The sequence below is a fragment of the Myxococcus llanfairpwllgwyngyllgogerychwyrndrobwllllantysiliogogogochensis genome (genome assembly GCF_006636215.1).
Lineage (GTDB): Bacteria > Myxococcota > Myxococcia > Myxococcales > Myxococcaceae > Myxococcus > Myxococcus llanfairpwllgwyngyllgogerychwyrndrobwllllantysiliogogogochensis.
This window is the reverse complement of record NZ_VIFM01000044.1, coordinates 37,192-57,465: the sequence shown is the minus strand read 5'-3', so window position 1 is coordinate 57,465 and position 20,274 is coordinate 37,192. Positions and strand designations below refer to the sequence as shown.

At 68.8% G+C, this 20,274-nt stretch carries 17 protein-coding genes; 15 read left to right on the top strand and 2 right to left on the bottom strand.

Going from position 1 to position 20,274, the window contains the following annotated elements; genetic code table 11:
- From FJV41_RS52200 to FJV41_RS13795, 15 genes are all read left to right on the top strand, one after another.
- A partial coding sequence (locus tag FJV41_RS52200; protein WP_281291414.1) for a type VI secretion system protein IglI family protein occupies positions 1-431 on the top strand: 431 nt, incomplete at its 5' end.
- Between the two features lie 4 nt (positions 432-435).
- Positions 436-1,338: a type VI secretion system baseplate subunit TssG gene (locus FJV41_RS13860; RefSeq protein WP_141642941.1), complete on the top strand. Its 903-nt coding sequence runs from the start codon at positions 436-438 to the stop codon at positions 1,336-1,338.
- A gap of 66 nt (positions 1,339-1,404) precedes the next feature.
- Positions 1,405-2,022 carry a type VI secretion system contractile sheath small subunit gene (gene tssB / locus FJV41_RS13855; RefSeq protein WP_141642940.1) on the top strand — a complete coding sequence of 206 codons (618 nt, stop codon included), beginning with the start codon at positions 1,405-1,407 and terminating at the stop codon, positions 2,020-2,022.
- A 42-nt stretch (positions 2,023-2,064) separates the two neighbouring features.
- The gene (gene tssC, locus FJV41_RS13850; protein WP_141642939.1) at positions 2,065-3,555 is read left to right on the top strand and encodes a type VI secretion system contractile sheath large subunit; all 1,491 of its coding nucleotides are present in this window, start codon (positions 2,065-2,067) and stop codon (positions 3,553-3,555) included.
- A 45-nt stretch (positions 3,556-3,600) separates the two neighbouring features.
- Positions 3,601-4,179, top strand: a complete 579-nt coding sequence (locus tag FJV41_RS13845; RefSeq protein ID WP_141642938.1) for a hypothetical protein — start codon at positions 3,601-3,603, stop codon at positions 4,177-4,179.
- A gap of 22 nt (positions 4,180-4,201) precedes the next feature.
- The gene (gene tssK, locus FJV41_RS13840) at positions 4,202-5,452 is read left to right on the top strand and encodes a type VI secretion system baseplate subunit TssK (RefSeq protein ID WP_141642937.1); all 1,251 of its coding nucleotides are present in this window, start codon (positions 4,202-4,204) and stop codon (positions 5,450-5,452) included.
- Between the two features lies 1 nt (position 5,453).
- Entirely contained in the window at positions 5,454-5,852 is a 399-nt protein-coding gene (locus tag FJV41_RS13835) for a GPW/gp25 family protein (RefSeq protein ID WP_141642936.1), read from the top strand.
- Positions 5,849-7,498, top strand: coding sequence for a hypothetical protein (locus FJV41_RS13830; RefSeq protein WP_141642935.1), 1,650 nt, complete (start codon positions 5,849-5,851; stop codon positions 7,496-7,498). The genes FJV41_RS13835 and FJV41_RS13830 overlap by 4 nt, the downstream gene beginning before the upstream one ends.
- A gap of 26 nt (positions 7,499-7,524) precedes the next feature.
- Positions 7,525-8,127, top strand: a complete 603-nt coding sequence (locus tag FJV41_RS13825; protein ID WP_141642934.1) for a hypothetical protein — start codon at positions 7,525-7,527, stop codon at positions 8,125-8,127.
- A 13-nt stretch (positions 8,128-8,140) separates the two neighbouring features.
- Positions 8,141-9,787 carry a type VI secretion system baseplate subunit TssF gene (locus FJV41_RS13820; RefSeq protein ID WP_141642933.1) on the top strand — a complete coding sequence of 549 codons (1,647 nt, stop codon included), beginning with the start codon at positions 8,141-8,143 and terminating at the stop codon, positions 9,785-9,787.
- Position 9,788: 1 nt separating this feature from the next.
- Positions 9,789-10,427, top strand: a complete 639-nt coding sequence (locus tag FJV41_RS13815) for a DotU family type IV/VI secretion system protein (protein WP_141642932.1) — start codon at positions 9,789-9,791, stop codon at positions 10,425-10,427.
- 10 nt (positions 10,428-10,437) lie between these two features.
- The gene (locus FJV41_RS13810) at positions 10,438-10,749 is read left to right on the top strand and encodes a hypothetical protein (RefSeq protein WP_246137192.1); all 312 of its coding nucleotides are present in this window, start codon (positions 10,438-10,440) and stop codon (positions 10,747-10,749) included.
- A gap of 3 nt (positions 10,750-10,752) precedes the next feature.
- Complete coding sequence (locus FJV41_RS13805) at positions 10,753-14,637, top strand: type VI secretion system membrane subunit TssM (protein ID WP_141642931.1); 3,885 nt, start codon at positions 10,753-10,755, stop codon at positions 14,635-14,637.
- Entirely contained in the window at positions 14,634-15,164 is a 531-nt protein-coding gene (locus tag FJV41_RS13800) for a hypothetical protein (RefSeq protein WP_141642930.1), read from the top strand. Before FJV41_RS13805 ends, FJV41_RS13800 begins: the two co-directional genes overlap by 4 nt.
- 68 nt (positions 15,165-15,232) lie before the next feature.
- Positions 15,233-16,471 carry a hypothetical protein gene (locus FJV41_RS13795; protein ID WP_141642929.1) on the top strand — a complete coding sequence of 413 codons (1,239 nt, stop codon included), beginning with the start codon at positions 15,233-15,235 and terminating at the stop codon, positions 16,469-16,471.
- Positions 16,472-16,608: 137 nt separating this feature from the next.
- Here FJV41_RS13795 and FJV41_RS13790 read toward each other — a convergent pair whose 3' ends face one another.
- Positions 16,609-17,988 (bottom strand): hypothetical protein, encoded by a 1,380-nt coding sequence (locus FJV41_RS13790; RefSeq protein ID WP_141642928.1) that lies wholly within the window; start codon positions 17,986-17,988, stop codon positions 16,609-16,611.
- 91 nt (positions 17,989-18,079) lie between these two features.
- Positions 18,080-20,011 (bottom strand): hypothetical protein, encoded by a 1,932-nt coding sequence (locus FJV41_RS13785; RefSeq protein ID WP_141642927.1) that lies wholly within the window; start codon positions 20,009-20,011, stop codon positions 18,080-18,082.
- Positions 20,012-20,274: the final 263 nt, after the last annotated feature.

The window sequence follows — 20,274 nt, the reverse complement described above, 5'->3', positions numbered from 1 at the left end:
GGACGGGGTATAAGAGACAGCTCCCGGAGACCGCGCCCTCCCGCGACAACGCGCCCCCGGAGAAGTCCGCGCCCGCGCCCCGCGCCGAGCCAGCCGCGCCCACCGTGGGTGGCGTGCCCATCTCCGCGCCGCTCGCGCTGCTGCTTCGCAAGCTGGACGCGTTCAACACGCTGGTCGATCGCGGAGAGATGACGAAGGCGGGCGTGATTGCCGCGGACGTGCTGGCCACCGTGGAGCGGTTCGACCCGCGCGTGTACCTGCCCTCGCTCTTCACCCGCTTCTACTCCGGCCTGAGCGGCCACGCGCGCGACCTGGAGCCATTCCTGCAAGAGGCCGACTCGCTGCCCATGCGCGCGCTGGAGCAGCTCTACCGGGTGGACCTGGAAGCCTTCCTCGCCCAGCCCTCGCTGACCTCCAGAGAGGAGGACTGACGCCATGCTCGACGCCACGCCCACCTCCTCCACCCCGGCCGCCGGGGAGCCCTCCATCGAAGCGCGCATCATCGAGCGCGCCCACGAGTTCGACATCCCCGCGCTGGTGGAGCTGCTCTTCAAGGAGGGCTACGGCCCGGATGACCTGGAGCTGCGCAGCCACCGGGGCACCGTGCACGCCCCCCAGCTCGTCCACTCCATCGAGTTCGCGCGCAACCCGCGCCGCGCCATCATCACCGTCAACCTGGGACTGCTCAGCGTCCAGTCGCCCCTGCCCTCCTTCTTCCTCAAGGCGATGGAGTCGCTGCAGCACGACGCGATGGAGAGCTTCCTGGGCTACTTCGACCACCTGCTCCTGCGCGCGCGCTTCGCCGGCCTCTTCCCGGAGCGCGACGGCTCGCTCTTGCCGGGCTGGGAGGGCTCCGCCGCGCACCGCCTGCGCCTCTTGCGCCCCGCCTGTCCCTCCACGCTGCACTGGCTGTTCTCCCACGCGTACCCGGAGGCGGAGGTCCGCGTGCGGCGCGCCACCCGCCGCCAGCGCATCGACACGCGCGGCATCCAACTGGGCGGCGCGGCGCTGGGCGACGGCACCTCCATGGGCGGCTTCGCCACCGTGCCCACCGGTGGCCTCGAAGCCTGGCTGCACATGAACGAGGCCTTCTGTGGCACCGGCACTGCATGGGCCATTGAAGCGCGACGCCGGCTGCGCTCGCGCGTGTTGCCTCACCTCATCGACACACCGGTGTTCCTCACCGTGGTGCTGGTCATCAGGGACCAGCACGGACACGCCCGCGTCGAGGACTCCAGTCACCTGGGCTACGAGCCCATCATCGGCGGACCCGAGCAGTCGCGGCAGGTGGTCCTGTTCTCCGGTGACACCACGCCGACCTCACCGCCTCCGCAGTGACGCAGGACCCCGGCGCGTCCCGCCGGGTCGCAGAAAGGCCTTCCACCCGAGGGGAGTAACGTAGCCATGTCAATCCAGGAACAACTGCCCAAGTCGCGCATCACGCTCACGTACCGGACCACCATCAATGGCGAGCAGGAGGCGGTCGACCTGCCGCTGCGCATGCTGATGCTGGGAGACTTCTCGCTCGGCTCCTCCGAGGACCGGAAGGTGGACCTCGATGCGCGCAAGCTGCGCTCGGTCAACGGACGCAACCTGAACGAGCTGATGGCGGACATGAAGATGTCCGTGAACTTCCAGGTGCCCAACCGCATCAACCCGGACGTGGAAGCCGACCTGAACGTCGAGCTGCCCATCACCAAGATGAAGTCCTTCCACCCGGACGAAATCGTCAACCACGTCCCCAAGCTCAAGGCGCTGCGGCTGCTCAAGAAGCTGCTGTTGGAGATGCAGTCCAGCATCGACAACCAGAAGGCGCTGCGGAACATGGTCTACGAGCTGTTCTCCAACAAGGAGGCGCTCAAGGCCGTCCTCGCCGAGCTGAAGGACTACGAGTCGCTGAAGCTGCCCAAGGCGATTCCCGCGAACGCCACGCCCGCCGCCAACGGCGCTGGGGCCACCACGCCCGCCGCCACGGCCCCCGCGACCGCGCCGGCCACCGTCCCCGCCACCGTGAACTCGTAAGCCGCCGCTCACGTCCACTCTATTTCCACGAAGGTAACCGTCATGGCTGAAACCTCATATCTGCCTGGGTTGTTCAAGAGCGTGCGGCTGGAGCGTCCCGTGGACGCCAAGCCGATGATCTCCGAGAAGTTCGTCCCCGCCCTCGATGAGAAGGAAGTCACCATCGAGGCGCGCTTCATGTCCTCGCTCGCCGCGCTCGTCCAGAACGTGTCGCCGGCGACGACGGATGCGGGCGACGCGGTGCGCTTCGACAAGGGCCAGGTGCTCGACGTCGTCGACCGCATCGACGCGATGATCAACGACCAGATGAACGAAATCCTCCACCACGAGCGCTTCCAGAAGATGGAGTCGGCGTGGCGGGGCCTGGAGGACCTGGTCTCCCACACCAACTTCAAGGCGAACATCGCCATCGACCTGCTGGACGCCGCGCAGGACGAGCTGGGTCAGGACTTCGAGAACAACTCCGCGGACGTGTTCGCCGGCTCGTTGTTCAACAAGGTCTACATCCAGGAGTACGACCAGTACGGCGGCCAGCCCTTCGGCGCCCTGGTGGGCCTGTACGAGTTCTCCTCCACGCCGGGCGACATCAAGTGGCTGACGCAGATGGGCAAGGTGGCCAACGCGGCGCACTGCCCGTTCATCGCCGCCGTCAGCCCCAAGTTCTTCGGCTGCGACAAGGTCGAGGAGATGGAGGCCATCAAGGACCTGGAGGGCGCGCTCGCCCACCCGCGCTACGGCAAGTGGAACGAGCTGCGCAACAGCGAGGAGGCCGCATACCTGGGCCTGACGTTCCCCCGCTACGTGCTGCGCCTGCCCTGGCATCCGGACAAGAACCCGTGCGACGACCTCCACTTCACGGAGGATTCGCAGGGTGACTCCAACAAGTACCTCTGGGGCAACTCGTCGATCCTCTTCGCCCGCAACATGGTGAAGGCGTTCGAGAACTCCGGCTGGTGCCAGTCCATCCGCGGCCCCAAGGGCGGCGGTCTGCTCACCGGCCTTCCGGTGGACACGTTCTTCATGCGCGGCCAGGAGGAGCTCAAGGCCCCGGTGGAGATCGCCATCCCGGACTACCGCGAGTTCGAGTTCGCGCGGTGCGGCTTCATGCCGCTCGTGTACAAGAAGGGCTCCAGCGAGGCGACGTTCTTCAGCACCCAGTCCGCCAAGGTCGCCAAGCGCTTCAAGGACCCGAAGGACTCGGAGAACTCGCAGCTCGTCACGAACCTGGCGTACACGTTCTCCATCACCCGCCTGGCGCACTACGTGAAGTGCATCATGCGCGACAACATCGGCAGCACAGCCGATGCGCCCTATATCCAGCGTCAGCTCGACGCGTGGCTGGCGGGCTACGTCACGACGGTGGCAAGCCCCGATGACCTCACGGTCCGCCGCTTCCCGTTCAAGGCCACCAGCGTGGTGGTGGAGCAGCGCACGGGTGAAATCGGCTGGTACGACTGCAAGGTCGCCGTCCTGCCGCACATCCAGTTCGAAGGCCTCAACGTGGAGCTGATGCTCGAGTCCCGGCTCGGGTAGGCCCCGCTTCTCTTCACCCAACCCCCAACCATCCAGGAGTGAGTCATGCCTCAATTCGCACGTGACTTGGACGTCTATCAGGGCTTCAACTTCAAGAAGGACAAGCAGACCCCCGTGGGCTTCATCACCTCCATCACCGTGGGCGGCATCGTCCTCGTGGCGGACCAGGAGACGATCGCCGACCCGGAGCAGCCGGACAAGGCGCTGGCCACCAAGTGTGTCGGCGTCCTCAACAGCTACCTGTGGGAGACGGGCGTCACCGACGCGCTGTACCTCTCCGCGCAGATCTCCACGGCGAACAAGCAGAAGATCGCCGAGATGCTGCTGGGCACGTTCTCCAACATCGAAGTGGTGATGAAGTACGTCATCTACGAGTACGACCCGCTCGCGAAGAAGTACTTCAAGTCCAACTTCGTGGACGCGGACCTCAACGGCCTGCTGGAGAAGAACGGCGACCGGCTGAACATCAACGTGGCGGACAACGAGTCGCGTGAGGTGCAGTCGCCCAAGAACTTCACGTTCCAGATTGGCGTGAAGCCCAAGACGCTGGAGCAGTCCATCAACGTCGCGGCGGCGTCCTCGAAGAACATCGTCAAGAAGTGGGGCGTCACGGAGACGGCGTAAGCCCCTCCGCCACGAAAACAACATGCCCCCCTTCAAGCTCGCACGGGTCCGGTGGCACGTCGGCCAGACGCTGCTTCCGGAGCATTTCGAGGCCCAGGAAGAGTCGCTGGAGGCACAGGTCCGCCTCCACGCCTCGCTGTCTGGCACGCCGGGTTACGGCGTGGCGGCGATGGCCTGGAGCGAGCCGTTGCTGGCCGGTGGAAGCCTGTCCGTCTCGACGTTGACGGCGGTCACCCCGGCTGGCTTCGTGGTGGATGTGCCCGGCAACGCGGTGCTGCCGCCCTTCTCGTTGGAGGGCACGGGCCGCGCGGAGGCCACCATCTACCTGCATGTGATGGGGGACACGACGAACGCGCAGAGCGTGCGGCTGTACGCCGAAGACCCGCCAGTGGTCGAGCGGGTGATGCGGCGGCTGCGCCTGTCCGCGGAGCCGGTCCTGGACGGAGCGAAGGACACGCTCCCCCTGGCCGTCTTCCGAAGGGATACCGAGGGCGTGTGGCGGCTGGCGGAGGACCTGGTTCCTCCGCTGCTGCTCGTGGGCCCCCACCCGTTCCTCGGGGCCCTGCTGGAGCGGCTGGAGGCGCTCCTGGAGCAGTCGCGGCTGCAGCTCATCGCCCGGCTCTCCGACAGCTACCTGCGCACGGACCGGCTCAGCAATGCCCGCCGCGCGCTGTGCGAGGTGCAGCGGCTGCAAGCCCTGCTGGAGGACATGCACCGCCATGTCTCCCCGCACCCGTATGTCTTCTTCGATTCCCTGCGCCGCCTGTACTTCGAGGCGTGCTGCTACCTGGAGCTGATGCCCGACAAGTCGCTGCCCACCTACCAGCACGAGGCCCCGGGCAAGGGGCTGAGCCGCTGGGTGGAATTGCTCACGCGCGCGCTCCAGCCGGAGGCCACCCGCGCCACGCACCGGGCCTTCACGGCGCGCGACGGCCAGTTCATCTTCTCCCCGCTGCCGCCCGAGGTCCGGGAGAGCGGCGAGCTGTACCTCCTGGTCCAACGCCGGCTGGCCGGAGAGCCGCTGCCGGTGGACGGCGTGAAGCTGGCGGGGCCCTCGCGCCTGGCCACGGTGCGCCGCATGGCCCTCAAGGGCATCGCCTTCGAACACGTGCCGCACCCGTCCTTCCCGCACGCGCTGGGCCCGGAGATTGATTGGTACAAGCTGTCCCAGGGCGAGGAGTGGCAGTTCGCGCTGCGCGAGGACGGCCTGGCCTTCTATGCCACCCCGGCGCTCCAGGGCGCCCAGGTGTCCCTCTTCTGGCGCAGGTCCTGACATGGCCCGCGCTTCCTTCCTGGACAAGTTCGCGGTCCGTGGCGACAGCCGGGGCACCGGCCGCAAGGGCTCGAATGAGCTGGAGCACGTGCTGCGCAACCTGGAGGCCGTGCTGAACACCAAGGCGGGGTACGGCTTCTTCCGCCGCGACTTCGGCCTGGGCGAGTACACCGAGAAGTACGGCACGCGCGAGCTGGTGGAGACGCTCACCCGCGAGCTGCGCGACGAGATTGCCCACCACGAGCCGCGCCTGTCGGACGTGGAGTTGACGCTGCGCGGGCGCGACGCGGGGCTGTGGCTGCACTTCGGCCTCACGGGCACCGTGGGCGGCGAGCGCCACAAGCTGCGCCTGCGCTTCGACACCCTCAGTGCCCACGTGCGCGTGGAGGAGGAGCCATGACGACCGGCGGCTTCGACGACAAGTTGGTGGTGTCCGTCACCCTGACGGCGGGCGGCACCGCGCACGCCATCCCCGCGGGCGACGTGAAGTCCTTCGCGCTGGAGCTGCGCCCCTGGGGCTTCGAGGGCCGCGTGGAGTTCGACCTCGCGGACAACACCTCCGCGGGAGGCATGGAGACGGACGCGCTCAAGGCCGCCTTCCTCCAGCAGGACTTGATGGAGGTCCAGCTCGAGCTCAAGAGCACGTTCACCGACACCGCGAAGCAGCCGGCGCTCACGTCCCTCAAGATCAAGGGCCTGGTCTCCGAGCGCACCCTGGTGGAGATGCCCGCGACGACCGCCCCTGGCGCGCCCCTGCTGCACCGCCGCTACGGGGTGACGTTCCAGGACGCGGCCCAGCTGCTGTGGAGCCAGCACTTCCCCTGCATCCTCTACACGCAGAAGTCGATGAAGGACGTGCTGGACGCCCACAAGGGCTCGCACATCGCCTTCAACTACGACTGGAGCGCGGGCCTGGACAGCACCTGCCCGCAGTTGTTCCTGGGCCTCACGCCGGAGGAAGGCGCCAGCTTCTACGACTTCCTCCTCTGGTACGTGGACACGCGCAACGGCGTGCTGGCGTACGACTACGCGGCGGGCAAGTACGCGCTGTCCACGGCCAAGGCCGCGACGGGCACGCCCGTGCAGTTGGTGGGTCCGGAGATGGACCAGGTGGCGCTGCGCTTCCCCGAGGTGGCGCGCCACGAAGTGAATGTGCTCAACGCGGTGGCCGAGGGCCCCGCCACCCGGCCCATCACCCAAGCGCGCGCCGTCACCGGCATCCGCCAGGACGTGCTCGTGCGCACCCCCATCACCACGGAGGTGGACGCGCGGGTGACGCTGGAGACCGGGCGGCTCAAGCTTCGCGGCATGGAGGTCGACCTGACGTGGAGGCGCTTCCCCGCCACCGCGCTGACGCCGGGCATGCTGGTGAAGCTGCCCACGACGCAGGCCTGGGCCGCGGCGGGGCTGGGCGCCGGGCAGACGTTCCGGGTGCGCTCCATCGCGTTGCGGGGGGACGCGCTCGCGTCCTCACCGGACGCGGACCACCTGGCCAAGAGCACCGGCTTCGACTTCGCCATGCACACCGTGCTGGAGCCCCAGGCGGAGACCTGGGTGGAGCTGCCCGCCTACACCCCGCCCACCTGGCCCCGCTACGTGGAGGGACTCATCGTCAGCGAGATGGGCGAGCAGCCGCACGAGACGTGGCAGGCCTACACCGACTCGGCCACGTCGCAGGACGGCTACAAGGTGAAGGTTCCCCTCTGGCAGAACCAGATTGTCACCCTCCCGTTCAACCCGAACCTCCTGCCCGGGCACTTCTACTTCCCGGCCTACAAGGGGGAGCGGGTGCTGGTGGGACTGGACTTCCAGAAGGCCTGGCTCAAGCGCTTCCTGGACTGGCGTGACACGGCGCGCATGCCCGCGGACGGCCAGGGCACCCATCTGCTGGTGGGCAAGACGCCCGAAAACGGCACCTCCATGCGGCACTCCTATGCGGAGGGCAAGCCGGTCTTCCTCTTGCAAAGGACCAACGCCAAGGACACGGCCCGCATCGAAATCAAGGAGGGGACGCTGACCATCCGGGTGAAGGAAGAGCCCGCGTAGGCGCGCTTTGGAGGCGTGAAGGAACCATGGGAACGCTGGTCTGCACCATCGAGCTGGACAAGCAGAAGGGCATCACCGTCACGGTGGACAACGCCGACGGGCAGATTCTCCAGACGGTGACGATGGACGGCACCAGCATCACCCTCAAGGTGGCGGGCCAGACGGACACCAGCACCGTGGTGCAGAAGGCGGACAGCATCGTCGTCACCGTCAAGGACTTCAAGGTGGACGCGGAGACCATCACCCTCCTCTCCTCCAAGACGTCCGACTGGAAGAGTCAGGACACGCTGACGGTGGAGAGCACCAAGGACATGACCTTCACCTCGCAGGCGAAGCTCACGCAGAGCGCCATGCAGGACGCCAGCCTCTCCTCCTCGGCGAAAATCAACGTGGAGGCCACCCAGGCGCTGGCGATGAAGGGCATGACGGCGTCGATGCAGGCCACCGGCGGCGAGGCCAAGGTAGACGGCCTCACGCTGAAGCTGTCGGGGACGACGGAGGCCTCCATGAGCGGGCTGAACGTCAAGGTGTCGGGCCAGGCCGCGCTTGACCTGGAAGCGCAGGGCATGGCCAACCTCAAGGCCTCCGGAGTCACCAGCGTGTCCGGCGCGCTGGTGAAGCTGGGTTGAGGGAGCACACCCGATGAGCGGCACCAAGGACAAGCTGCACCAGGACTTCCTCGAGGAGATGGCCTCGCTGGAGCGCTTCCGTCAGCGCTTCCACGAGCGCTACCCCGCCGCCCCCCTGGAGCGCGAGGACCCGGACGTGCGCCGCCTCATCGAGGCGATGGCGTTCTTCTCCGTGCAGACTCGGCAGGCGACGCTGCACAACCTGCGCTCCACCTGGCGGCGCCTGTTCGCGGGCTTCTTCGACTTCCTGCTGGAGCCGCTGCCCACGCGCGCCGTCGTCCAGGCGATGCCCGCGGGGAAGATGGGCGAGCCGGTGCTGCTGCCGCGCGGCACGGAGCTGCGGCTGACGCCCACGGAGGGCGAGCCCGGCATCTTCCGGCTCCAGCGCGACTTGCGCGTGCTGCCCGTCACCCTGGAGTCCACGCAGGTGCGCCCCCTGGTGCGCGGCGGCCACCGGCTCATCCTCCACTTCGAGTCGCGCCACGAGCGCGCGGACGCGGTGGAGACGATGAGCCTGCACGTGCGCCACCTGGACGAGTACCTGCCGTCGCTGGCCGTGTTCCACTCGCTGCGCCAGCACCTGCGCGACGTCAGCGTGGTGTACGGCGAGCTGGCGGACGAGCACTCCACGGGCGCGAAGTGCGAGGTGTCGTTCGACCGGGAGCCGCCCGCGCCGGATGACTCGGCGAGCTTCGCGCACCCCCTGCAGCGGCTGCGTTCGTTCTTCCTCTTCCCGGAGACGGAGCTGTTCCTCCACGTCGCGGTGCCGCCCACGCGCGGCGAGTGGCGGCGCTTCAGCCTCTGCTTCGACCTGGCGCAGGAGTGGACCGTGGGCCGCTCCCTGCGGCCGGACTTCCTGGTCCCCTTCGCCGTCCCGGTGGAGAACCTGCGCGCGGAGCCCGCCCAGGTCATCACCACGGACGGCACGCGCTCCGAACACCCCATCCGCAACATGAGCGCGGGGCGCGAGCTGGCGCTGCACTCGGTGACGGGCGTGTACGAGATGACGAAGGCGGGCCTGTCCCCGCTGCGGCCCGCCCACCTGCCCGGCAAGGGCCCCGGCTACGAGGTGGAGGAGGTCCCCACCCAGCACGGCCCTTCCCCCCACCTGGTGCTGCGCATGCCGGAGGCCTTCTCCGCGCCCCGGAAGCTGCTGGTGGAGGCGCTGTGGCACCAGCCGCGCTTCGCCTCGGAGGCCCTGGGCCGGCTCACCGTGGGCGTGCCGGGGCGCCACATCGAGGGCCTGGACTGGCGGCTGGTGGGCCAGCTCCAGCCGGACCGCGAGAGCCCCCTGCGCGATGACCTGACGGCCCTCACCCAGTTGCTGGCCTGGAAGGCACAGCCCACGCTGGGACTGGAGGAGCTGCGCGCCGTGCTGGAGCACCTGGGCACCCCCGGCGAGGGCCCCTTCCGCCGCGTCCTTCCGCTCCTGCGGGAGTTGAGCGTGCAGCGCGTGCCGGACAGCGCCCGGCGCGGCTCGGGCCTGCGCCACGTGTACGAGGTGGTGCTGGAGCCCTTCGAGGAAGGTTTCGAACCCCTCGTGGTGTGCTTCCTGACGCGGGTACGGGAATTGCTGGACGTGTGGAACAACGAAGCGACGGTGGAGCTGCGAGCGACCATCGCCGGCGCGGGTCCCCTCGTCCTTCCGGGAGCCTCCTGACATGAAGATGTCTCACTGGAAAGCCATCCTCCTGGCCTATCGACGCGTGGAAGAGCTGCTCGAGCGGGAGCTGGGCTCACCGAGCCTGGACTCCGAGCTGCGCGAGCGGCTCTCCCCGGGCGCCATGGAGGCCATGTCGCGCGGCCTGGTCTTCGAGCTGGAGCAGTTGCGCATCCACCTGGGCGAAGGGCTGCGCTCCGACGACGTGGAGCAGGTGCTCCAGCCCTTCGCGTTCCTCGTGGACGAGAAGGTGCTCGGCCGGCTGGCGAATGACGACGCGCAGCACTGGCCGCTCTTACAGCTCAAGGCCTTCGGCGTGGACTCCGGCGGCGACCTCTTCTTCGACCTGGCCGACGCGGGCCTGCGCAAGCAGGACACGCCGCCCTTGCTCTTCGAGATGCTGCACTTCTGCCTCACCGCGGGCTTCGTGGGCCGGCACGTGGGCCACCCCGCCCGGCTTCGCGACTACCGCGAGCAGCTGGTGGCCCGCATCCCCCAGCCGCACGCCGTCGCGCCGGAGGTCACCACCGAGGACATGGGCCCCCCGCCCACCCTCTACGACTTCCCCTGGCGCTACTACGCCGTGACGATGTCCATCATCGTCGCGGTCCCCGTGCTGCTCTGGCACCTGTCCAACTGAGAGCCACCCCATGAATCCGCCGCCCCCCGCGTCACGAATGGACGCGAGCGCGTCCCGGAAGGCCATGGCCGAGCTGGTGGAGCGGCTGGAGCAGGTCGTCACTTCGTCCCTGGGAAGCCTCGCGGAGGGCACCCGCCCCCTGCTGGACGTGCTTCGTGAGGGGGCCCGTGCCCTGGAACCCGGCCCTGGCGGCGCCCGGCTCTCCCCGAAGGAGCGGGAGGCATGGGGCGTGCAACTGGAGGCGACATTGGAGCGACTGGAGGACGTCCTTGAAGGACTCCAGCTCGCGGCCCGCGCGAAAGCGGGCGGGAAGAGGGATTGAGTCATGGCGGGCGAGAAGACCCCTATCGCCGCGGCCGCGAGCGCTGCGGCGAACGCGAGTCCTGCGACGGTGGAAGCAGCGAAGCCCTATCTGACCTGGGTGTTGATAGGTCTGGCGGTGCTGCTCGCCGTGGCCCTCGTCGTGGGGCTGGTGTGGTGGTGGCGCAAGCGGCGCCGCGCCGCGCCGCAGGTGGAGCCGCGCAGGAAGCTGGACGCGAACGCGCTGGTGCGCATCCGCAAGCAGTTCCTGAGCGCGCTGCCGTGGCGCTACCGCGTGGCGGTGATGGACTTCCCCACGGTGGTGGTGTTCGGCCCGGCGGGCGCCGGCAAGACGACGCTCATCGACCTGGAGGTGGACTGGCGGCGGCAGGAGCGCCAGTTCATGCCCAGCTTCACCTCGGACCCGCTGCTCCAGATCTTCCTCGGGCCCGACAAAATCGTGCAGGAGGTCTCCGCGTCCCTGCTGGAGGATGACACCCAGGAGGCGCGCCGCGCGCTGCGCCGCCTGTGGGAGGCGAGCTTCCGACGGCAGAAGGGCCGGGTCGCCATCGCGCTGGACGCACGCTGGCTGGCGGAGACTCCGCCGGATGAAGTGCGCCGGGTCATCCAGTTGGTGCGCGGGAAGATCAACCTGCTCTCCGAGGTGTGCAAAGGCGCCGTGGAGACACGGCTGTGCCTGACGCACATGGATGCGATGGTGGGCTTCCCGGACTTCGCCCAGCTCTTGCGCAGCCATGGCATTCCCCTGCACTGGGACGTGCCGCCGCCGGGTGAGGAGGCGAAGCTGGCCGCGGGGCTCCAGCCGATGGAGCAGTACTTCGCGCTCGGGCTCGTATCGCTGTCGGTGGAGGCCTTCAGCCGGCTGGAGGAGTTCTACGCGCGCGGTGGCGAGTCCTTCGCGGCGCTCTCGCGCTTCGTCACCGGGCTGTGGGAAGGCGGCACGCTGTCGTATCGCCCGGAGCTGTCGCGGGTGTACCTGTCGTCGCCCATGCCGGAGGCGCGCTCCACGGGCGTGTTCGCCATCGCCCCGGAGAAGCGAAACATCGAGCTGCGCGCGCGCTACCGGGGCAAGCACCTGAGCCGCTGCGCGCTGCTGCTCGCGGTGGGCTGTCTGCCGGTGCTCGGGGCCTACGGGAACTTCTACAAGAAGCTGGAGGAAGCCCAGCGGCACATGGAGGACTTCGAGGCGACGGTGCAGCGGCTGGGGCAGCAGCACCTGACGGCCTCGGGCGAAGTCGTGGTGGACAAGGGTCAGGGCGCGATGCAGTCCATGGACACGCTGCTGGCCGCGGCGCGCTACTTCCCGCTCTTGAGCCACAGCTTCCTCGACGAGCAGGAGGTGCTGAGAGATCAGCTCGCCAACACCGTCCGGCTGTCGTACCTCAAGCCGCTGTTGGAGAGCTGCCAGGAGCAGTGCCAGCGCTGCGGCACGCTCATCCCCGGCTGCGCGCCGGCGGAGCTGGTGGGCAACCGCTCGCGCTGGGCGCCGACGCACTCGGACGAGCGCTGCGAGCGCGAGACGCTGTGCCGCCCGGAGCAGATGCTGCACGTCATGGCGGTGACGCGCGCCTCTCGCGGCGACGACATGGGCCGCTTCATCCTGTCCGGACTGGACGTGCAGTACCGCAAGCGCTGGAACTGGGCCGCGGACTCCCTGGGCTTCATCGGGACGCACGCCGCCGCGAAGGAATCCAACTGGATGCAGGCCACCAAGCTGCGCGAGGAGGTGGTGGGCGACTACATCATCTCCAGCGACCAGGCGTGGCGCGCGGGCATGCAGGCGCAGGGGCAGTTGCCGTGGATGCGCTGGCCCTACGAGTGGCTGACGGAGGAGAGCTACCTGGGCCCGTGGCGGGACCACCTGCAGCGGCTCCAACTGGTGATGGGCGCCAGCGAGCTGGACCTGGAGCAGTGGCGGGTGCTGACCAGTGAGCGCAAGCGACTCCAGATAACCCTGGCCCAGAGCGTCGCGTACACGTCCGCGCGCAAGATGCTCGCGCTGCTGGACGCCTCGGGTGCGCCGGAGAGCCAGGCGACGCTCAAGGGCGTGGAGAGCACGCTTGACTCGATTGACTGGCACCGCGAGCACGAGCCGATGCTGGCCGCGGTGCTGCGCATGGAGGAGGAGATCGACGCGGGCCTGAAGGCGGCCGCGGAGATGTCCACCGCGGAGCTGCTGACGCGCACCGGGGGCCTCTTCGTGCCCACCAACGGGGATGCGCGCCTGGAGGTGCGGGTGCTGCAGCAGTCGTTCGAGTTCCGCCCGAAGGAGCTGTCCCGCGTGCTGCTGGACAAGCTGCTGCGGCAGATGGAGCAGGGCCAGCGGCCCTTCCAAAGGCAGACGGTGCGCCTGCCGGCGGGCGCGGTGGCGTCCGCGTCGGAGATGGGGATGGGCATGTCCATGGAGGACGCGATGGACATGGGCCGGGTGGACACCCTGCCCTCGCGCCATGGTTCGGAGTGGCTGACCTTCGAGACGGACATCCGGCCGCTGGTGGACGAGTTCACCATCCGCATGACGGACTCGAAGCTGTCGCGCGCGGAGGCCGCGCAGCGCCAGGGCTATGTGCTGAAGAAGGTCTCCAACTTCGGGCAGCGCTACCGCCAGGACCTCCTGGTGAAGTACCGCGACTACCGCTTCACCGCGTTGACGACGTCGCTGGCCTCGGAGCTGTCGGCGGTGACGCAGCCGACGTCGGAGCTGGTGTCGATGCTGCGCGAGGTCGCCACGGGGGCGGGCATCGGCCCCATGGAGGGCCCGTACTACGAGCCGCTCCGGCAGGAGCTGTCCGCGTTCCGGCCCATCGTGCAGCTCATGACGCCGGACAAGGACGGCCAGACGGCGCAGCTCGCCGCCTATCTCTTGCTGGTGTCGCAGCTGCACACGGAGGTGTCGGGCTTCAACGCGGCGCCGGTGCTGGGGGAGCGCGTGGTCGTTCCCGCGTCGCTGCGCGCCGGGGGCGAGGAAGTGCCCGCGTCGACGGAGGAAGGCGGCCGGCAGCTCACGGACCTGCTCTCGCCGCTGGGCCGCGTGGGCCTGTCGATGCTGCTGGACGATGAAGGCTCCTACCTGCGCCGCGTGGATGCGTGGCTGGACAAGCAGGGCATCCTCGGGGAGCTGCGCCGGCCGTTCCGCGAGCCCTTCCTGATGACGCGAGAGCTGGGCCGGGCCGAGCTGGAGCGCGTGCTGGAGGAGCAGTGGGAGTGGCGCTTCCGGACCCTGCTCACGCCCCTCTTGCGGCGCTATCCGTTCGCCGTGGAGGCGAGCCAGGAGCTGGACCCCACGGAGCTGGAGGTGCTCAAGCGCAAGGACGGCGCCTTCTGGCAGTTCGTCAACCAGGTGCTGTCGCCGGTGGTGGAGGAGCGCGGCACGGAGTGGATGCTGCGCCGGGCGCTGCGTCAGCAGCTTTCCGTCCCCCCGCGAATGCTGGCGATGCTCGGGCGGCTTTCGAAGCTGGCGAAGCTGCTCTGGAATGACGAGGGCAAGCCCCAGCCGCTGATGCTCCAGGTGCGTCCGCTGCCGCTGCCGCCGTCGGGCGAGAACGGCTTCGTCACCATGTCCTTCCTGAAGTGCGGCGCGGCGGCGGCCTTCGGCTTCAACCAGACGCCCGCGTGGCAGGACTTCGCGCTGGCGTGGTGGGAGCCCCGGTCGGCGTCGGTGGGTGTCGAGCTGCGGGTGCCAGGGCGCGAGGGCAAGCGGTATCGCTCCACGGAGTTGTCGCGCTCGTCGTGGAACTGCTTCCGCATCCTGGATTCCGCCACGTTCGACGCCGAGCACAACGCCATCTGGCCGCTGCCGGGTCCGGATGGCTCGGAGCACTCGGAGATCCGCTTGCGCTTCGGCATGCGCGGTGGGCCGTGGACGCTGTTCCAGGAGGTGACGCGATGAGCGCGACGAAGGGGCCGTGGCTGGTGATGCTGGCGCTCGCGCTGGGCACGGTGGCCTGCGCGCCGACGCACCTGACCATCAACGTGAAGTCGCCGCCCGGGACGAACCAGGGACGGCCGATGCACATGCTGGTGCGCGCGGTGGACTCGCAGCGATACATGACGGAGTTCTACGCCGACGTGGCCGAGCGCGTGGTCCACCCGGATGACTCGGTGGTGCAGACGCTCGTCGTCTATCCCGGCGAGAAGACGCAGACGAAGGTGAAGATTCCGGAGGAGTCGCCGCTGGCCATCTCCTTCCTCTTCACCACGCCGGACGGGGCCTGGCAGGTGCTGCTGGACACGCCCATTCCGGGGCGCGTGGATATCGAGCTGGAAGAGAGCCGCATCCGCACGGACGCTCCGAAGAAGAAGCGCGCCCCCAAGGGCGAGGGGTCCAAGGTCGAACCCCCGAAAGTGGAACCGCCCAAGGTCGAGCCGCCCAAGGTGGAGGGCCCGAAAATCGAGGCCCCCTCCGCCGGGAAGTAGTCCAAAGGCGTCCCGTGCCGTCGTGCGGGGCGCAGGCCCACCGAAGCCCCTCACTTCGAGCAGACCCCATGAGCTACGACGACGTTCAGTTCATCGGCTATCACCACCAGCTTGGCTACAACGCGAAGAACCCGGGCGCCCCTGGGCGTATCTGGAACGGGACGCACAAGCTCTTCCCCGGCCCTCCGCACCGTGTCGTGGCCGGCAAGGGGACCCAGGCGTACAAGGGCCACGCGAACGACCGCACCGACCTGACGAACCGGTGCTCCTACGTGAAGAACGCCATCCTGGCGGCGGCCAACAGTCCGCACACGGACATGGACGCCACCACGCTCAAGGTGTTCGTGATGCCGGAGTTCTTCTTCCGGGGCGTCCGCGGCGGCTACCCGTTGGAGCTCATCGCCGACGTGCTCAAGGACTTCCGCAAGTGGTCGTTCAATGCGCGGCCGGACCGGTTCAGGAACTGGCTGTTCGTCCTCGGGACCATCATCGGGTACATGGATGTGATGGACCCCGTGGTGCCCAACAGGAAGACGGGCGTCGAGGTCTTCAACATCGCGCTCATCCAACAAGGGGGCTTCCTGAGCCCGGATGGGAAGCACGAGCGGCTCGTCTACAAGGAATACGTCTCCGGCATCGACTACATCAACGAGACGACGACGACCTTCGATGCCGCCTGGGCTCGCATCGGACACGTCGACACGCGAGGAATGAGCCTGCTCGGCTCCGTCAACAAGTACCGCGCCACGGTGCCCACCCTGGGCTCTCACGACGCCTTGTCCCAGGCCCCTACCCGAAGCCAGAACCGCGACGAGTGGTCCACCAACTCCTTGCAGGGTGGCTGCATCTTCCGGCTCGGCGATGCCCACGAGGACATCAACGAGGTCTGCATCGGAGTGGAGGTCTGCCTGGACCACTTGCAGCGGCGCATGAAGAACAGCCCGGAGGGAATCGACACCATCGAGCCGATGATTCAAGTCATCCCCTCCGCCGGGATGGACATCAAGGACCCCGCCGTCCGCGTCGTGAACACGGGGTATGTCTTCAACGTCGACGGCCTGCGCACCCAGGCGAGCGCGCCGCCCGCCATCGAACTGAAGCAGTGGAACGGGGCGGCGACGGTCGCCCTGGAGACCCCGGGCACGTTCAACATCATCCCAGTCCCCAACCCCGTGCGCGTCGGCGGCGCGTTGGTCGCCACCGACTACTTCGCCTCCGCCGGCGAGGTGAAGATCTACGACACCCGGGTGATGCCCCCGCGCGTGCCCGTCGGTAACTTCCTGGCCAACCTGTTCGGGGAGTTGTAACGCCCAGGGTCCTGGAACATCCGACCAGGCTCCGTCGAGAAGACTCTCTCGAACGACTACGAGCCTGGATTCGTGCGAGTTGTCGCATGTCCGCGACAACCCCTTGTCTCCGAGTCACCCGACGGATTGACACCGACTCACGCCCGGAGCGGGCCTCCGGGCCCTGGTGTCACGGGAGCTGGCGGCAGCGCCATCCGCGCCTCCAGTGAGTCGAGCGACGCACCGACGGTGCCCGCCACGCCATCCACCTGGGACTTCAAACCCGTGCGCGCCGTGGTGACCTGCTCCTCGGCGGAAGCGCCCGCGGCCTCCATCTGCGCCTGGGCTGCCTGGGCCCCGGCGTCGACCTGTTGCTCCAGCGCCGGGAGCCGAGCCTTCACCTGGGACTTCACCGCCTCCACCTGCGCGGCCATCTGGTCCTGGATGGCCGAGACTTGCGCGACGGCCTGGTCCCTCGCGGTCCCCACCTGCGTGACGGCGGCGGACACCGCGGCGTCCATCTGCGCGCTCGCGGGCTGCACCTGCGAGAGAACGGCCTGCTTCAGCGAGTCGACCTGCTGCACGAGCTGCTGCTGGAGCGTGTCCACCTGTTGGAGAGCCTGGGTCCGCACCGTGTCCACCTGGGTGAGCACCTGCGCCTGGAGCGACTGCATCTGCGTCGCCATCTGCGAGGAGAACGCGCCGAGCTGCGTGGTGATTTGCGTCACCACCTGCTGAATGGACTGCACCGCCGGAGTCACGAGCGGCTTGGGGAGGTTCGCCGCCGGAATCGCATCCAACAGCGTACTCACGCGCGTGAGCAGCGCCTCCAGCGAGCCGACGAGCGTCTGATACAGCGTCTGGAGTTGCTCCAGCACCGCGGGCAGCGGAGTGAAGAGCGACAGCACCTGCTCCTTCACCGTGGCCAATTGCGTGAGGACGGACTCCAGCGTCGCGAGCGCGGTGTTGACCGCCTGTTGCAGCGGCTCGCGGATGGCGGCGACGGCGGCGACCGCGCCTTTCACCAGGGCATCCAGCGCCTCGCTCGCCTGGGTGATGATGCCTTCCACCTGGGCCTGCGCGGGCACGACGGCCTTCTCCACCGTCTCCACCTGCGAGAGCAGGGACTCGACCTGCCCAGACATCGTCGACTCGAGCGTGCCCAGCGACGTCGCCGCGCCCTCGCGGCTCGAACGCAGTGGCGAGCCCACGCTCCCCTCCAGCGCGGCCAACGACGACGCCATCGACACGGAAGCGCCATCCACCTGGGTGCGCAGGGGGGACAACTCCGCGCGCAGCCGGGCCGCGTCCGCGTCGTCCTTTCGCGACGCCAGCTTCGCGTCGAGCGCGTCGATGCGCCCCAGGAGCGCCGCGAGCACGGGCTCCAGCTCGGGACGAATCGACGTGATGAGGGCATCGATGCCACTTCCCACGGACTCGACGGCCGTGCGCGAGGAGCCCACGCGCGCCGTGCAGCCCGCCCCGCACGACTCCAGGTCGCCTCGAAGCTCCGTCAGCGTCCCCAGCAATGCCTTCACGGTTCGACCTCCCTTCGGCTCCGGGCCCACGCATGGAGGCCCCACGTCACTCGCGCCCATGGGCCGTGCCCGGGCGACAGGCCCTCGCGCGTCACTTGAGTCGCTCCAGCGCCACGCGTGCCTCGGCCGCGGCCCCATCCAGCGGAGCGGTGCTCCCGTTGAGTCCCGACAGGGCCCCGTTGAGCGCGGCGCGCGTCTCGGCCACCTTCGCGTTCACCGCCGCCTGAGCGCCCTCCAGCTTCGCCTGCGTCTCCGCCGTGGCGCCGTCCAGCTTCGCTTGAGAGGCACCGGCCGCCGTCTTGTACGCGGCGGTCGTCTCGCCCATGGCCCCGCTCACGCCCGCCGTGAGGTCCGCGCGCGCCGTCTCGACTTGCGGCGAGACATCGTAGGTGGACTCGGCGGCGGCGGCGCCGGGCTCCTCCTTCGTGCGGAACATCATCACGCCCTCGGCCATGCGCACCGTCTCGGTGTCCGGACCGGAGACCCGGCGCAGGTGCCACACGGGCTTCATGTCCTGGTAGTCGTGGACGATGGACGTCTGACTGGTGTCGTTCTTCCCCAGCAGGATTCCGTCCCCCTGCCCTGCCTGGGGAAGCCGCGCGGCGTCAGCCCAGTCGAGGTGACGGTGCAGTTCCGCCCGGTCGAAGTGCAGCGCGACCAGCACGCGCGCGTTCTTGTACGGCGGGAAGTAGAAGTGTCCGGGGAAGAAGCCCGGCTCGGCCGGCACGCTCACCGCCTTGTTCCACAGCGGCACCGTCACCCGCCACGTGAGCACCGAGGTCTTCTTGTCCTCCGACAGCAGATAGATGCGGTCCTTCTCCCCGCCTCCAGGGCTGAGCACCTTGCCCTCGACGTGGATGGGATATCGCGGCGCCCGATGCACCGGCAGCGTCACCGTGGTGTCCGTCGTGCGCTCCACCAGAAGCGACATCTCCACCGTGAAACCCGCGTCCTGCATCTGAAGCCCCGCGTGAGGCCCTTCGTTGAGCGTCCGAGCTTCCAGCTTCAGCTCCACGGAACGCAGGTCCTCCCCCATCCCCACCGCCGCGCTGCCCCACAGCACGCCCTCCAGCCGAATCCCCGCGCCGGGATTCACCGCGACGGTGGGGTAGTGGCGGAACGTGAGTCGCATCCGTCGTTGGGGAACGCGCAGGCGGGAGACCTCCAGCGTCTGCCGCTGCTCCACCTGGGAGACGATGGGCGTGCGCACCAGATGGTCCTGATGGAGCCCCACGACTCCCACGGTCGCCGGGACATCCAGCGTGGAGGGCTTGAGCGCGGAGACATTGAGGACCCGAGCCGCGTGCCTGGGAACGGCCGGCATCACCACCTCCACCCGCTCCACCTTCTCGCGTGACAGGGGCGCGGCCGTGCCCACGGGCGCCTTGCGGCCCAGGAGCGCGTAGCGGTCCTTCACGCTGTCATAGGTCCACACGCCGCCCCGGCTCGCCGCAAGCCACGCGACGAAGTCATGGAAGCCCACGCCCGGCGCGTCCTCTCCCAGCGCGAGACAGATGAGGGGCCGCTTCTCGTCGAGCACGTCCCAGTCACAGTCCAGCGCGAAGGCCCCCGCCGTCTGCTCCGTCAGCAGGGCCGCCAGGGTGGTGTCCGTGCGCAGCTCGGTGGGACGATGCTGGCGCCAGAGCACCCGGGCGGCGTCCTCGAATTCCACCGTGTAGCGCCGGAAGCGCACCGGCGCGCCCTCCACCGGGCCGTGCGTCCGAGCTTCCATCCCCCGGGCACGCGCCAGCCCATGGAGGGTGAGCGGCTCCGGCGGCGTCTTCGGAACAGGGTAGCCCCCCTTGATGATGGAGAGCTTCACGTCCAGGAGGTCCTGGGTGGAGAACGCGGTGAAGAGCGCCGCGTCATCCTTCTCCAGTCCGGTCCAGAAGCGCACCGAGGCGGTGAAGCCGTGCGGCAGGAGCTGGACGGAGAAGGCCTCCACCTGTCCGCCGGGAATGACGAAGGTCTGCCCGCCCTGGGTCAGCGTGAGGGACAGCGCGAGTCGTTCCTGGAAGGCCATGCGTCCGCGAGCACTTGCCCGTTCCGTGCCAGCCCGAAGCCGGGCCCCTGGCCCCGAAACCCGCCGCCCTGCGCCTCGCTTGCGGTCCGCGAGGACGCAACCGCGTTCCACCGGCACGCATGACGAGGCCTCGCCTGGGGTGCTTGCGACGCAGCGGCCTTGGTACGTGCCTTGCTCTCGGCCTCAACCCGGCACGTGTCCGCGGGCTGTCTCCCGCATGAACCCCTTGTCTGTCACGTGCCATGGGATGCGGATGAGCGGTT

What these genes read in the sequence shown, in the direction of transcription:
- FJV41_RS13825 (WP_141642934.1), top strand. Translation starts at nt 7,525, where the DNA reads ATGGGAACGCTGGTCTGCACCATCGAGCTGGACAAGCAGAAGGGCATC.
- FJV41_RS13815 (WP_141642932.1), top strand. Translation starts at nt 9,789, where the DNA reads ATGAAGATGTCTCACTGGAAAGCCATCCTCCTGGCCTATCGACGCGTG.
- FJV41_RS13785 (WP_141642927.1), bottom strand. Translation starts at nt 20,011, where the DNA reads ATGGCCTTCCAGGAACGACTCGCGCTGTCCCTCACGCTGACCCAGGGC.
- FJV41_RS13810 (WP_246137192.1), top strand. Translation starts at nt 10,438, where the DNA reads ATGAATCCGCCGCCCCCCGCGTCACGAATGGACGCGAGCGCGTCCCGG.
- FJV41_RS13830 (WP_141642935.1), top strand. Translation starts at nt 5,849, where the DNA reads ATGACGACCGGCGGCTTCGACGACAAGTTGGTGGTGTCCGTCACCCTG.
- FJV41_RS13820 (WP_141642933.1), top strand. Translation starts at nt 8,141, where the DNA reads ATGAGCGGCACCAAGGACAAGCTGCACCAGGACTTCCTCGAGGAGATG.
- FJV41_RS13805 (WP_141642931.1), top strand. Translation starts at nt 10,753, where the DNA reads ATGGCGGGCGAGAAGACCCCTATCGCCGCGGCCGCGAGCGCTGCGGCG.
- FJV41_RS13795 (WP_141642929.1), top strand. Translation starts at nt 15,233, where the DNA reads ATGAGCTACGACGACGTTCAGTTCATCGGCTATCACCACCAGCTTGGC.
- FJV41_RS13800 (WP_141642930.1), top strand. Translation starts at nt 14,634, where the DNA reads ATGAGCGCGACGAAGGGGCCGTGGCTGGTGATGCTGGCGCTCGCGCTG.
- tssB (WP_141642940.1), top strand. Translation starts at nt 1,405, where the DNA reads ATGTCAATCCAGGAACAACTGCCCAAGTCGCGCATCACGCTCACGTAC.
- tssC (WP_141642939.1), top strand. Translation starts at nt 2,065, where the DNA reads ATGGCTGAAACCTCATATCTGCCTGGGTTGTTCAAGAGCGTGCGGCTG.
- FJV41_RS13835 (WP_141642936.1), top strand. Translation starts at nt 5,454, where the DNA reads ATGGCCCGCGCTTCCTTCCTGGACAAGTTCGCGGTCCGTGGCGACAGC.
- FJV41_RS13845 (WP_141642938.1), top strand. Translation starts at nt 3,601, where the DNA reads ATGCCTCAATTCGCACGTGACTTGGACGTCTATCAGGGCTTCAACTTC.
- tssK (WP_141642937.1), top strand. Translation starts at nt 4,202, where the DNA reads ATGCCCCCCTTCAAGCTCGCACGGGTCCGGTGGCACGTCGGCCAGACG.
- FJV41_RS13860 (WP_141642941.1), top strand. Translation starts at nt 436, where the DNA reads ATGCTCGACGCCACGCCCACCTCCTCCACCCCGGCCGCCGGGGAGCCC.